At 74.6% G+C, this 12,314-nt stretch carries 11 protein-coding genes; 5 read left to right on the top strand and 6 right to left on the bottom strand.

Annotation, left to right across the window (positions count from 1 at the left end):
- Positions 1-14: 14 nt before the first annotated feature.
- From CIB93_RS08170 to CIB93_RS08185, 4 genes are all read right to left on the bottom strand, one after another.
- Complete coding sequence (locus CIB93_RS08170; RefSeq protein WP_096625568.1) at positions 15-1,349, bottom strand: AAA domain-containing protein; 1,335 nt, start codon at positions 1,347-1,349, stop codon at positions 15-17.
- Between the two features lie 55 nt (positions 1,350-1,404).
- Positions 1,405-3,129 (bottom strand): hypothetical protein, encoded by a 1,725-nt coding sequence (locus CIB93_RS08175; protein ID WP_096625570.1) that lies wholly within the window; start codon positions 3,127-3,129, stop codon positions 1,405-1,407.
- Positions 3,120-4,127, bottom strand: coding sequence for a hypothetical protein (locus CIB93_RS08180; RefSeq protein ID WP_096625726.1), 1,008 nt, complete (start codon positions 4,125-4,127; stop codon positions 3,120-3,122). The genes CIB93_RS08175 and CIB93_RS08180 overlap by 10 nt, the downstream gene beginning before the upstream one ends.
- Before the next feature lie 106 nt (positions 4,128-4,233).
- On the bottom strand, positions 4,234-5,235 hold the full coding sequence (locus CIB93_RS08185; protein WP_096625572.1) for a phosphatase PAP2 family protein: 1,002 nt from the start codon (positions 5,233-5,235) through the stop codon (positions 4,234-4,236).
- Positions 5,236-5,477: 242 nt separating this feature from the next.
- On the opposite strand from CIB93_RS08185, the gene CIB93_RS08190 reads away from it, so the two are divergent.
- Positions 5,478-6,074, top strand: coding sequence for a histidine phosphatase family protein (locus tag CIB93_RS08190; RefSeq protein WP_096625574.1), 597 nt, complete (start codon positions 5,478-5,480; stop codon positions 6,072-6,074).
- Positions 6,075-6,205: 131 nt separating this feature from the next.
- Here the strand turns inward: CIB93_RS08190 and CIB93_RS08195 are convergent, their stop codons facing one another.
- On the bottom strand, positions 6,206-7,606 hold the full coding sequence (locus CIB93_RS08195) for a transcriptional regulator (RefSeq protein ID WP_096625576.1): 1,401 nt from the start codon (positions 7,604-7,606) through the stop codon (positions 6,206-6,208).
- A gap of 235 nt (positions 7,607-7,841) precedes the next feature.
- On the opposite strand from CIB93_RS08195, the gene CIB93_RS08200 reads away from it, so the two are divergent.
- Together CIB93_RS08200 and CIB93_RS08205 are read left to right on the top strand one after the other, a co-directional pair.
- Complete coding sequence (locus tag CIB93_RS08200) at positions 7,842-8,303, top strand: hypothetical protein (RefSeq protein WP_179500027.1); 462 nt, start codon at positions 7,842-7,844, stop codon at positions 8,301-8,303.
- A gap of 76 nt (positions 8,304-8,379) precedes the next feature.
- Complete coding sequence (locus tag CIB93_RS08205) at positions 8,380-9,291, top strand: spermidine synthase (RefSeq protein ID WP_096625580.1); 912 nt, start codon at positions 8,380-8,382, stop codon at positions 9,289-9,291.
- Between the two features lie 15 nt (positions 9,292-9,306).
- Here the strand turns inward: CIB93_RS08205 and CIB93_RS08210 are convergent, their stop codons facing one another.
- Entirely contained in the window at positions 9,307-9,852 is a 546-nt protein-coding gene (locus CIB93_RS08210) for a hypothetical protein (RefSeq protein WP_096625728.1), read from the bottom strand.
- A 135-nt stretch (positions 9,853-9,987) separates the two neighbouring features.
- On the opposite strand from CIB93_RS08210, the gene CIB93_RS08215 reads away from it, so the two are divergent.
- Together CIB93_RS08215 and CIB93_RS08220 are read left to right on the top strand one after the other, a co-directional pair.
- Entirely contained in the window at positions 9,988-10,719 is a 732-nt protein-coding gene (locus CIB93_RS08215; protein WP_096625582.1) for a response regulator transcription factor, read from the top strand.
- Positions 10,716-12,179: a HAMP domain-containing sensor histidine kinase gene (locus CIB93_RS08220; protein WP_096625584.1), complete on the top strand. Its 1,464-nt coding sequence runs from the start codon at positions 10,716-10,718 to the stop codon at positions 12,177-12,179. Before CIB93_RS08215 ends, CIB93_RS08220 begins: the two co-directional genes overlap by 4 nt.
- Positions 12,180-12,314 lie beyond the last annotated feature (135 nt).

Here is a 12,314-nt window from a genome sequence, read left to right on the forward strand (position 1 = left end):
GGGCGCGCCCGTGCTCAGGGCCGCCACCGCACCCGCCGCTCCGCGAGGTGGGCCAGCACTGCGTGGTTGGCCTCCCAGCCGTCGGGGAACTTCACCGTGACACCCAGCTGGACCGGCTCCGTGGAAGGGTGCTCGTCCAGCAGCTCGGCCACCCCCTCCCGACAGACCACGATGCACGCGTGCCGGTGCCGCGAGGCCAGCACGCACAGGCGGCCCGTCTCCAGGTGGAAGGCGGTCGCGTCGGGGCGGCCCGACAGCGGGTGCAGGACCACCGTGACGTCGAACTCGCGGCCCTGGAGCCGGTTCGCCGTGTCCACCGCCACCCCCGTGACGCCCAGCTCGGCGAGGGCCGCCCGTACCGCCGCCGCCTGGTCGCGGTGGGCCGTGCCGACCGCCACCCGGTCCGCGGTCACCGGCACCGGCCCGTCCGCCCGCTCGCTGGTGGCGACGCCGCCCCGGTCCAGCAGCCGCCGGACCACCAGCGCCACCGCCCGCACCGCCTCGGGGTCCGTACGCGGGGTGTGCCGGGCGGGCAGCTCCAGCAGCCCCCACCCGGACTCCGCCGCCTCGTCCAGCACCCGGTCCGGGCCCGACCCGTCCGAGGCCACCCCGAAGGAGAGCGTGCGGTCCCCGTGGTCCGTACCGCTGCGGAAGGGCGTGTACGGGTAGAACGCGTCCGACACCAGCGGGGCCGCCGACGCCGGAAGCCGCCACGACACCGGCAGCCGGTGCTGCGGCAGATCCGGGTTGTGAGCGAGCAGCGTGGACACCGCGCTCGCCGACGGGTCGTAGCTCAGCCCCGCCCACTGGTCCGCGCCGACGATCGAGAACGGGTCCAGCTGCCCCGGGTCCCCGACGAACAGCGCCCGCTCGAACAGCCCGGCCACGGCCAGCAGCGCGTCCGAGCGCATCTGGTACGCCTCATCCACGATCGCGTGGCCCCACGGCTCCACGTTCTTCACGTGCGCCCACTTGGCGGCCGTCGAGATCACCACGTCGAGTCCGGCCAGATCGGCGGCCTTCGCCGATTTCGTCACGTTGTCGAGGCCGTCCAGCACCTTGTCGTACGGGTCGGAGTCGTTGCTGTGCAGCCGCCCCACCGGCAGCTCCGGCTCCTTCTCCGCGAGGCGCGCCACCAGGTCGTCGACCTGGGCGTTGGTCTGCGCGACCACCATCAGCGGGCGACCGGCGGCGGCGAGCTCCAGAGCCGCCCGGACCACCAGGGTCGACTTACCGGCGCCGGGCGGCGAGTCCACGACGACGCCGCGCGCACTTCCGCGCAGGGTGTCGTCCAGGATCGCGCCGGTCGCCCGCGCCGCCGCCGCGCCCGGATCGAAGACGGTGTTCACAGCGAGCCCTCCCGGACGGCGGCCGTCACGACAGGTCCCGTGATGAGGCTCGGGGTCACAGCAGGTCCTCCGGGGTCACGGGGTCGGGATGCTCCGCGCGCGTGGCGGCGTCCGCGCCCGGCGGGCCGCCGTGGGTCCACGGCGTGTCCTCCGGGTCCGGCAGCTTCGGGCCGGAGCGCTGGTCGTGCTCGAACAGGGTCCAGGCGATCCGCTCCCCGGGCTCCGGCACCGAACCGGGCGCGGGCTCCTTGCCCCGGCCCATCCGGTCCAGGATCCGCAGCACGAGCAGGACCCCGCCGTCGTCGGCCGGGCTCTCGGAACCGTCACCGGGGACCTCAGGAACGTCACCGAGGGCCTCCGGACCGCCACCGAGGGCCTCAAGACCGCCACCGGGCACCTCCGGACCGTCACCGGGGGCCTCGGAGGCGTACCGTACGAACTCCGCCGTCTGCGGCTTGCCGTCCAGCGAGCGGTACACCTTCGTCCGCTCGCCCAGGTGCGGGCGCTCGCCCGTGCGGACGGTGACCAGCGGGCGCGGGGAGGGGCGCTTGGACTCGGTGTACGCCATTTCCACCCCGGCCACCTCGGCGAGGAACGCCTCGCCCGCCAGCCGCCGCCCCGCCAGCACCAGCGGATCGTCCAGCGCCTCCTGGGCCTCCAGCTGGGCCTGGGCGGTCTCCCGGGAGGCCAGCTTCCGCGCGGCCGTCACCGCGTCGTCGTGGCGCGGCTGCGGCGGCTCGCCCGAGCGCACCCGGTCGCGGTGGCTCGTGAACGACCAGCGGTCCCGGGTCCAGCGGTCCTCGGCCCGGGACCCCTCGGGCAGCTCCCGCAGCAGGTCGAGACCCCGCCACACCGCGTCCCAGGTCGGCAGCATGACCCGCGCCAGCAGGGAGCGGATCTCCCGCTCGGCGCCGCTCAGCTCACCGAGACGGGCATCCGCCGCGAGCCCGTCCTCGGCGGAGGCGAGCGCCGAACGGGCCCGGTCGTAGCGCTCGATGGCGGGGGCGAGGAGGCGGTTGTCGAAGTCCGGGTCGGTGGCCGGACCCGCGGGCGGGCAGAGCAGCTGGCCCGCACCGTCCCGGGCCAGCTCGGCCCGGAGCGCCGCCTCGGCCCCCGAGGAGCCGTCCGGCGGATCGATCCAGGAGAGCAGCGCGCCCAGGTGCTGGTCCTCCAGGCTGCTCTGCCCGGTCGCCCAGTGCCGGTTCAGCAGATCCGTGGTGGCCAGCAGCAGTGAGGAGCCGGGCACCCGGGCCCGCTCCCCGTAATGCGTCAGCCAGCGGCCGAGCAGCGGGACGCGCACCGGGGCCGGATAGGGCGTGTCCGGGTCGTCGTCGGCGGTCCGGCGGAAACGCATGGACCGGCCCAGCAGCCGCACGAACTCGATGCCCGCCCGGCTCGGCACGATCAGCTGGGCCGCGTCCGTGCACAGCTCGACCTCGACCTTGGTCTTCTTGCCGGTCGCCGGATCGGTCTCGTTGCGCTCGGCGGGCTCGACGACGTCCGCGTACGCCTCGATGTGCGGAAGGACGGTCTCCGCCAGCTCGGCCAGGAACGCGAACCGCAGATCCCGGTCGCGCGGCTGGGCGACGGCCAGCAGCCTGGGCGCCTCCCGGTCCGTGCCGACCAGCGCCCCGAGCGGAGCCCCGGCCTCGCCTGCGGTGGTCAGCGGCACCAGCACCAGCGGCCGGTCCGTGAGATGGCGGTGGCGGACCGTCGCCAGCGGCTGGGCGCGGCCGGAGTCGACGGCCTCCAGCCGGGCGAGCGTGGTGATCAGCGACATCCGGCCGCCCCTTCCAGGGACTGTCCCCGCCCACGGAGCGCCGCCGCGCTCTCCAGCGCCTCGGCGCGCAGCGCGGCGGCCCGGCGCAGGGCCGCGACCGTCGGATCGTCGGGGTCGCCCTCCTTGCCCGCGGCGGCCGCCAGCACCCCGGCCACCGTGGTCAGCCCGCCCAGCTCACCGCGCACACTCCGGCCGAGCGCCTCCACAGACCCCTCGGCCCGGGACTTCGCCCGGCAGTGGAACGCAAGCTCACAGGCGGCCAGGCACTCGGGCGCGTAGGCGGCGGTGACGGAGGAGACGGCGGTCTCCAGCTCCTGCGGCGAGCACGCGGGATCGAACGTCGTCCCCGCGGGCAGGGCGTCCGCGAGGTCCTCGATCCGGGTGAGCCGGGTCAGCTGGCGGCGGGTGACGGCCCGCTGCTTGCGTACGTCGACGACGGAGGCCGTCGGCAGGTTGGAGAAGTCCTTGGGGCAGACCAGCAGCACGCGGTGGCCGACCTCCGCGCCCTCGGTCACCGCCGCGACCCGCTCCAGCGCCAGCACGTACACCGCGGACTGCCGGGCCGCCGCACCGACCTTCGCGGCGTCGGCGGATGCGTCGATCATGGGGAACGACTTGATTTCGACGACGGTCCACCGGCCGTCGGGGTGCACCACCACCGCGTCCGGCTCCAGATAGGCGGGGGAGCCCGCCACCTCCAGCGCCAGCATCGGGTGGTCCAGCAGCGCCCAGCCGCCCGCGGCCGTCGCCTCCCGCAGCGCGAGGGCGGTGCGCGCGGCGCGGCCCTCGGGGCCGGCGGCGCTCAGGTCGGGCGCGAACACGTCCGCACCCGGGGCCGCAGCGCCGTCGCCGAGGCGCTCGTACAACAGGCGCAGCAGCTCGGCGCCGCCGTCGGCCTTGACCTTCGCCTCGAACGCGTTGCCCCGCATGAAGGCGAACTGGGACTGCCCGAAGGGGGCGGGGGAGCCGAGTGCGGCGGCGAGCACGCCCTTGTCCACCCCGGCACCGTCGAGCAGGGCACGCCGCTTGCAGCCGGGGTTCGCGGCGAGGGCGGCCAGTGCGCGGGCGTCGAGCGGATGCGGTGCTACGGAGGGGCCGCGCAGCTCAGCGAGCCGCTGCCGGAGCGTCGTCGCTCGCGGCCGCGTCGGCGGCGGCTCGGGCTGCCGCGCCTCCGACTGCCGTGCCGGGGGGATCTGCGGAGGAGGTCCGCTGGCCGGGGATTCGCTCACCCGGCGAAGTCTCGCACCCGGCACTGACATCGGGGGACACGGTCGCCGGAACATCCGCGGCGGCGGTGGCCCGGCCACCCCGGAAACGGTCCGCGACCGGACGGGCGATCCGGGCCCTGCCCCAGTCCTTGCAGCGGTCGGCGAACCGGATGACGGGCCTGGTCAGGAGGGCTCCGACGGCCATCACCGCGGCGCCCGCGACAGCGTCCAGGAAGTAGTGGTTGGCGGTGCCCATCACGATGATCGTGGTGAGCAGCGGATAGGCGATTCCCGCCGCCCGTACGAGGGGGTGGCGGCCGTGCCGCCACAGCAGGATTCCGCACCAGATCGACCAGCCGACGTGCAGGCTCGGCATCGCCGCGTACTGGTTGGTCATCCCGCTCAGCCCGCGCGGCGCGCTCGCGCCCTCGCCCCACCAGCCGTAACTGCTGTACTGCGCCATCGTGTCGACGAAGCCGTGGCTCGCGTCCAGCAGCCGGGGCGGGCAGGTCGGCATCAGCGTGAAGCCGACCAGGCCCAGCAGCGTCGAGTTCATCAGCCAGACCCGGGCCGCACGGTAGGAGGCCGGCCTGCGCCGGAACAGCCAGACGAGGACGGCCGGGGTGACCACGTAGTGCAGCGAGGCGTACGCGAAGTCGGCGGGTATGCCTATGGACGGGGTGGTGGTGAAGAGCCGGTTCAGCGGATGCTCGGCGTTCAGGAACAGTGCCTGTTCGAGCCGCAGGATCGCCAGTCCGTTGCCGACCGCCGTCGACACGTCGCCGTGCACCAGGAGGCGGCCCACCGAATACAGCGCGTACACCACCGCGATCAGTGGCAGCTCCGTCCACCAGCGGGGCCGATGACCAATCGCGAGCGGCGCGGTGGCGTGCGGCATCCGGTAGCTCTCCCCATGTTCATGCGGCCGACGGCGAGCGTTCAACCGTACGGCGGCACAGTGCCGCCGATTCCCCCGGGGGTCCTCTTCCGGACGTCCCGTACGCAGCGGTCCCCGCCGTGGTCCGTGGCTTCGGTGGGACGGCTGCTCAGGATGGGACGTAGGTACGGTCCCGGAGGTTGCCTGCGCGTGCCGTACGGGATGATGGAACCCCCAGCACCAGCGTTCCAGGGAGAGCCGTTATGGCACCGCGCATCCTGCTTGCCCGGCATGGCCAGACCCAGTGGTCGGTCCAGGGCAACCACACCGGCAGGACGGACATCCCGCTCCTGGACACCGGCCGCGAGGGCGCCAAGCTGCTCGGCGAGCGGCTGCACCGGGCCCCCTGGGCGGGACTGCCCGGTGTCGAGGTCCGCACCAGCCCGCTCGTCCGGGCCGCCGAGACGTGCGAGCTCGCCGGGTTCGGGGAGCGGGCCGAGACGTGGGATGCGCTGATGGAATGGGACTACGGGGCGTACGAGGGCCTCACCCCGGCCCGGATCAAGGCGGACCGGCCCGACTGGCTGATCTGGCGTGACGGGGTCCCGGACGGGGAGTCCGTCGCCGACGTCACCGCCCGCGCGGACGAGATCGTCGCCTGGGCGCGGTCGGCGGACCGGGACGTGCTGGTCTTCGCCCACGGCCACATTCTGCGGGCCCTGGGGGCGCGGTGGCTGGGCGAGGACCTGTCCTTCGGCGCCCGCATCCGCCTGGAGCCGACGTCACTGTCGGTCCTCGGCTGGGCGTACGGCCGGCCGGCCGTGGAGCGCTGGAACGACACGGGGCACTTGGAGCGGTAGGCGCTGGGGGCGGCGGTGCCCGCTGCCCGGAGCCCCTCGGACGGGCTGACCACGCGCCCCGCAACGGCGGCGGGGGCAGCCGCCCGGTCCGGACGGGCTGACCACGCGCACCGCCGGAAAGCTCTCACCGCTCACCGCACCACCGCCGACCCCCCATGCCGGGTCAGGAACGCCGTGACCGGGGGCGGCCCGCCCCGGGATTCCAGCACCCGTGCCGCCCCCGCCAGCATCCCCCGGATCCGCGAGGACCGGACCCGGGTCAGCAGGTCCAGGACCTGGTGCCCGGTCGCCGCCGCCTCGTCCACCCGCCCCGCCCGGGCCAGGTCGCCCGTCAGCTGGGCCCGGTACAGCGCCAGGTTCCGGGTGAAGTGCGCGTCCTGGAGTGCCGTGGCCCGGCGTCCGTGCCGCGCGGCACGGGACCAGTCGCCCAGCGCCGACCAGCACTGCGCCTCCAGCAGCTCAAGCTCCGCCTCCCGGAAGAAGCTCATCCACTCGGGGTCCCCGGCCGCGGGCCCCCGCTCGAACGCCGCCCGCGCCCGCCCGATCGCCAGGTCGCACCCCGTACGGTCACCGAGCCCCGCCCGGCCCCCCGCCTCCCGCAGCGCGAGCAGTGCCAGCAGCCGGGGCGAGCCCAGCGTGCGGGCGGCCCGCTGTCCGGCCTCCGCCGCCCGTACCGCCTCCCGCGGCCGCCCCGCGTCCCGGGCCAGGAACGACGTGTTGCAGAACGCGTGCGCCTCAAGGCCCGCGTCCCCGGCCAGCCGGGCCGTGGCCAGTGCCTCCGCGTAGTGCGAGCGTGCGTCGTCGAAGCGGCCCGAGTCATGGGCCAGCCAGCCCACCGAGATGGCCAGCTCGCCCGCTCCCGCGTGCAGCCGGTCCGCGGTGGCGCGCCGCGCGGTGGTCCCGGCGTCCAGCAGCTCGTAGGCCGCGCGAAGCGGCTGGGCGGCCCGCCGGTACAGCCCGTCCGCGCCGTGCCGGTCGTCCAGCAGCCGGATCTGCCGTACGGCCTTCTCGACGGCGCTCACCTCCGTCTCGCCGACCCGGCGCTGCGCGGGCAGGGAGACCCGGGTGGCGGCGGAGGCGGGCGCCTCGCCGAGCCCCAGTGAAGCGGCCGCCACCGTGGCGGTGCCGCTCGTCATGAATACGCGACGCAGCACGTCGCTCTCCTCGTCGGTTTCGTGGATGTCGCTGTGAAGCGCGAGTGGGGACACAGGTACGGACACGGGCGCGGGCGGAGGTTCGGGCGGGGGCTCGGACACGACCCGCGCCCCCCTTCCGCGTACGGTCTCGCGGGCCGAGAACCCCAGGTCGGCCAGGGACGCCCCGGGGAACATGTGCAGGAAGACCCGTTCGTAGGCGTAGTTGGGGCAGCGGATCTCCCCGGACTCCACGCGCCCCACGTAGCGGGCGTCGCACGCGACCTGCTCCCCGATCTCCCGCGCCGCTCTGCGCACCGCCGCCGCGAACTCCCCGGCGGAACGCTGACCGCGCAGTCGGCGGAAGGCGAGGTTGGGAACTGCCCCTGTCGACCCCATGGCCGGCCCCTCTCTGGTGCGGCCGGGTTCCTGTTTTCCGGTGTCCCGGCGGAGCAAGAACGTACCTGCTGTGACAGGACACACACGCAGCGTTTCTTCGCAAAAGGGGCATCTCTCCCTTGATCCGCCATGAACTGCCACCCTTTGCGGCGGTGTGGGCCCGTAGCCCTTGACGCACCTGTGCCGTTGGTCCATGTGGAGACGGAGTGCGGCTCCGTTCGGCGATGATTCGGCGATGAGAGGAGAGGTTCCCTTGTTGCATCTCGGCCGGGAGACCGGCTCATGGACGACCGCGACAACATGCCCGGCGGTCCCGGTGGCCCCGGGGAGGAACCCGGTGCCGGAGCACGAGTCCTGCGACCTCGTCACGGTCCCGGCGCGGCAGGGCCTGGAAGCCGTCGACATCCTTCGCCGCGGTGCCGACCACGAGGCCGTCGGCCCGGTCCTGCACGACGGAGCCTGCGACACCCTCGGCTTCCTCGTCCCACCGGGCACCGCCGACGCCTGGGACGTACCGGGCAGCGCCTGTACGAGGACGGACGGCCGCGGGCTGCGCGTCCCCGCCGAGCCGCCCGTCTCCGGCACCGGCTGGCTGCTCCCGCCCGCCAAGGGCACCCCGGTCACCGACCCCGCCGCACTGCGCGCCGCCCTCGACCAGGCGGCCCGGCTGATCGAGGCGGCCGACAACTGCTGCTGAGCCCATAATGGCCGCACGGGCGGAACACTCCGCCGCGGCCGGTGACCCGGGCCCCCACCAGCGAGGATCAGCGAACGTGGCACGTCGAGGAGGACCGGCCGGGGGCAAGGGCGGAGCAGCGGGCAGGAAGAAGGGACAGCGCCGCGCCGAGCAGGAAGAGGTCTCCTGCCCGGTCGACGGCGGACTCGCCGAGCTCATACCCGACCGGGAGCGGCCGCGCGGCAGCACGCTCCTGATCGACGGCGCCCCGCAGTCCCACGTGGACCTCGACGACCCCACGTACCTGTCGTTCGCCTACCAGCGGCGGCTCGGCCACATCATCGACCTCGCCGCGCCCCCGCAGCAGCCGCTGCACGTCCTCCACCTGGGCGGCGGCGCGTTCACCCTCGCCCGGTACGCCGCCGCGACCCGCCCCCGCTCCACCCAGCAGATCGTCGAGGTCGACGCACCCCTCGTGCGGTTCGTCCGCGACCATCTCCCGCTGGACGCCCAGGCCCGCGTCCGGGTCCGGGCGACGGACGCCCGCGAAGGGCTCGGCAGGTTCCCGGACGGCTGGGCCGACCTCGTCATCGCCGATGTGTTCGGCGGGGCCCGCACGCCCGCCCACCTCACCTCCGCCGAGTTCCTCACCGAGGTGCGGCGGGTCGTGAAGCCCGGCGGGAGTTACGCCGCCAACCTCGCCGACGGGCCCCCGCTCGCCCATCTGCGCGGTCAGGTCGCGACCGCCGCGGCCGTCTTCCCCGAACTGGCGCTCGCCGCCGACCCGGTGGTGTGGCGGGGCCGCCGCTTCGGCAACGCGGTCCTGTACGCCTCGGCTCTGCCGCTCCCGGTCGCCGAGTTCACCCGCCGGGTGGCGAGCGACCCGCACCCCGGCCGCGTCGAACACGGCCGCGCGCTCACCGACTTCACCGGAGGTGCGGCCGTCGTCACCGACGCGGCCGCCAAACCGTCACCGGCACCCCCGCCCTCGGCCTTCGAGAACCCCTGAGCGCCGCGAACTCCGCTACGGGTCGACGATCTGCACCAGCGGCGGATGCCCGTTCCAGGTGCAGAACACCGAATACGTCGCGCCGTTCGCGCCCTCGAAGTTGACCCTGATCCACGCCTCGTTCGTCCACACCCGCATCGACCAGCCCGGCTCCGGCGTCGCCGAGACCAGCTTCGCCGAGCTGCGGCCGAGCTCGAAGACCACCCGGCCGCCGTCGGTGCGATAGCTCTTCACCGCGCCCGAACCCGGGTGCCCGGCAGGCTTCGCCGGGGTGCCCGACGGCGTACGGGAGGGGGCCGGGGCCGACGGCGAAGGGCTCCCGCTGCTGGTGCGCGGCGAGGGGGAGGGCGACGGCGAGGCGCGGTGCGTCGAGGAGACGAGCGGTTCGCCGGTGCTCTGCCCGATGCGCTGCGGAGGCCCCGAACCCACCGAGATCGGCACGGCCCGGGGCGGGTCGTAGGCCGTCCCCGTCATGACCGTGTGCACACCCCACCACGACAGCGTGACCGCCGCGCCGGTGGCGAGCGACCACGCGATCGTATGGACGAGTCCTCGTTGCATCCGGCGCATTCTGCACCACCCGGACCCGGGCTGTCCCCCGCCCCCGATCCCTCTCCCTCCGGGCCTCCCGGGCCTTTGGGGAGGTTTCCGGCGGCCACGGGGCCGGGCCCGTCCGCATGGCGTACGGTGCCGCCCATGGCAAGTGTGCTCGTGGTCGAGGACGACCAGTTCGTACGTTCCGCCCTCATCCGGCACCTCAGTGAGGCCTCCCACACGGTACGGAGCGTGGGCACCGCGCTCGAAGCGCTGCGCGAGGTCGCGCACTTCCGCTTCGACGTGGTCATCCTCGACCTCGGACTGCCCGATCTGGACGGCCGCGAGGCGCTGAAGATGCTGCGTTCCATCACGGACGTGCCCGTCATCATCGCCACCGCGCGGGACGACGAGAACGAGATCGTCCGGCTGCTCAACGACGGCGCGGACGACTACCTGACCAAGCCGTTCTCCGTGGAACACCTCTCCGCCCGGATGGCCGCCGTGCTGCGCCGCTCGCGGACCACGGGCGGGGAGGCGCCGCCGCCCAGGATCATCCGGGTCGGCGGGCTCTCCATCGACCCGCTGCGCCGCAGCGCCGAGCTGGACGGGGCCGAACTCGACCTGACCCGGCGAGAGTTCGACCTGCTGACCTTCCTGGCCGGGCGGCCCGGCGTGGTCGTCGCCCGCAAGGAGCTGCTGGCCGAGGTCTGGCAGCAGTCCTACGGCGACGACCAGACCATCGACGTCCACCTGTCCTGGCTGCGCCGCAAGCTCGGGGAGACCGCAGCCCGCCCGCGCTATCTGCACACCCTGCGCGGCGTCGGCGTGAAACTCCAGCCGCCGGCCGACGCGACGCACGCCGGTGCGTCGGCCGCGGAGCCGCCCGCATGAGATGGGCCCTGGTCAAGGTCTGCCTGGCGGTCACCGCCATGGTCGTGATCGCCTTCGCCGTACCGCTGGGACTCGTCATCCGGGAGATGGCCAGTGACCGGGCGTTCTCCGACGCCGAACGCCAGGCGGCCACGATCGCTCCGACGCTCACCATCACCACCGACCACGAGGAGCTGACCCGGGCCGTCCTGTCCACCGAACCCGGCGGCCGGGGTCACCTCGCCGTCCATATCCCCGGCGACGCGGCGGACGGGGACCGGGCCGAGGGCGGGGCCGGGGCCGGGCCCCTGGACATCGGCACCCGGCGCGCCGCCCCCAAGGACATCGAGACCGTACGGGCGGACGGGCGGGCCTCCATCGCCGAGGTCGCCGACGGCTTCGCGCTCCTCCAGCCGACAGCCCTGAGCACCGGCGACATCGCCGTGGTCGAGGTGTTCGTCCCCGAGGGCGAGGTCTCCAACGGCGTCGCCACCGCCTGGCTCATACTGGCGGGCGTCGGCGTCGCGCTGATCGTCGGCTCGGTCGCGGTCGCCGACCGGCTCGGCGTACGGATGGTGCGGCCCGCCCAGCGCCTCGCGGGCGCCGCCCACGACCTGGGGGAGGGGCGCCTCGGCACCCGGGTCCCCGAGGACGGCCCCGCCGAACTTCGCTCCGCCGCCGTCGCGTTCAACTCCATGGCCGACCAGGTCGTCCAGCTCCTGGCCAACGAGCGCGAGCTCGCCGCCGACCTCTCGCACCGGCTGCGTACCCCGCTCACCGTCCTCCGGCTGAACGCCGCGTCCCTCGGCGAGGGTCCGGCGGCCGAACAGACCCGGGAGGCGGTCCAGCAGCTGGAGCACGAGGTCGACACGATCATCCGCACCGCCCGCGAGCAACGCCCGCAGACCCAGGGCGTGCAGACCGGCGCGGGCGCGGGCTGCGACGCATCCGAAGTGATCCGCGAACGCATGGGCTTCTGGTCGGCACTGGCGGAGGACGAGGGCCGCGAGGTGCGCCTCGCGGGAGTGGACCGTACGGTACGCATCCCCGTCGCCCGCCCCGAACTGGCCGCCGCCCTCGACGCGTTGCTCGGCAACGTCTTCCGGCACACTCCCGAGGGCACCGCCTTCGCGGTCGACGTCCACCACAGCGGCGACGCGGTCATCGTGCTCGTCTCCGACGCGGGCCCCGGCATCGCCGACCCGGAGGCGGCCCTCGCCCGGGGCGCCAGCGGGCGCGACACGGAGGGCGGGGAGGTCGGCTCCACCGGGCTCGGCCTGGACATCGTGCGCCGGGTCGCCGAGTCCACCGGCGGCGACCTGCGCATCGGCCGTTCCGTGCTCGGCGGCACGGAGGTCCGGATCTGGATCGCTCTGCACGGCAGCCGCCCCGAACGCGGCCGCCGCGGCCACGGCCGCCGGGTCGGCCACCAGCGTCGGCGCGAGCTCCGGACCACGACGGGCGCGGCTCCCCGGCCCTGAGTCCCCCGGCCACACCCCTGCGTCGCCCGCTCTCCTCCCGTGTGTCGACTCGGTCCCTCCCGTGCGCCGACCCGGGCGCTGTATTAACCCGGACCCATCCGTTCCTTAAGCGCGCCCTAAGAAAGCCAACTCCCT

Origin of the sequence: Streptomyces sp. WZ.A104 (genome assembly GCF_002382885.1) — a bacterium.
In the GTDB taxonomy this organism is placed as follows: domain Bacteria; phylum Actinomycetota; class Actinomycetes; order Streptomycetales; family Streptomycetaceae; genus Streptomyces.

Excerpts from the sequence above, each read along its gene's own strand:
- CIB93_RS08175 (WP_096625570.1), bottom strand. The coding sequence starts at position 3,129 with ATGTCGCTGATCACCACGCTCGCCCGGCTGGAGGCCGTCGACTCCGGC.
- CIB93_RS08185 (WP_096625572.1), bottom strand. The coding sequence starts at position 5,235 with ATGCCGCACGCCACCGCGCCGCTCGCGATTGGTCATCGGCCCCGCTGG.
- CIB93_RS08190 (WP_096625574.1), top strand. The coding sequence starts at position 5,478 with ATGGCACCGCGCATCCTGCTTGCCCGGCATGGCCAGACCCAGTGGTCG.
- CIB93_RS08195 (WP_096625576.1), bottom strand. The coding sequence starts at position 7,606 with ATGGGGTCGACAGGGGCAGTTCCCAACCTCGCCTTCCGCCGACTGCGC.
- CIB93_RS08200 (WP_179500027.1), top strand. The coding sequence starts at position 7,842 with ATGAGAGGAGAGGTTCCCTTGTTGCATCTCGGCCGGGAGACCGGCTCA.
- CIB93_RS08210 (WP_096625728.1), bottom strand. The coding sequence starts at position 9,852 with ATGCAACGAGGACTCGTCCATACGATCGCGTGGTCGCTCGCCACCGGC.
- CIB93_RS08215 (WP_096625582.1), top strand. The coding sequence starts at position 9,988 with ATGGCAAGTGTGCTCGTGGTCGAGGACGACCAGTTCGTACGTTCCGCC.
- CIB93_RS08220 (WP_096625584.1), top strand. The coding sequence starts at position 10,716 with ATGAGATGGGCCCTGGTCAAGGTCTGCCTGGCGGTCACCGCCATGGTC.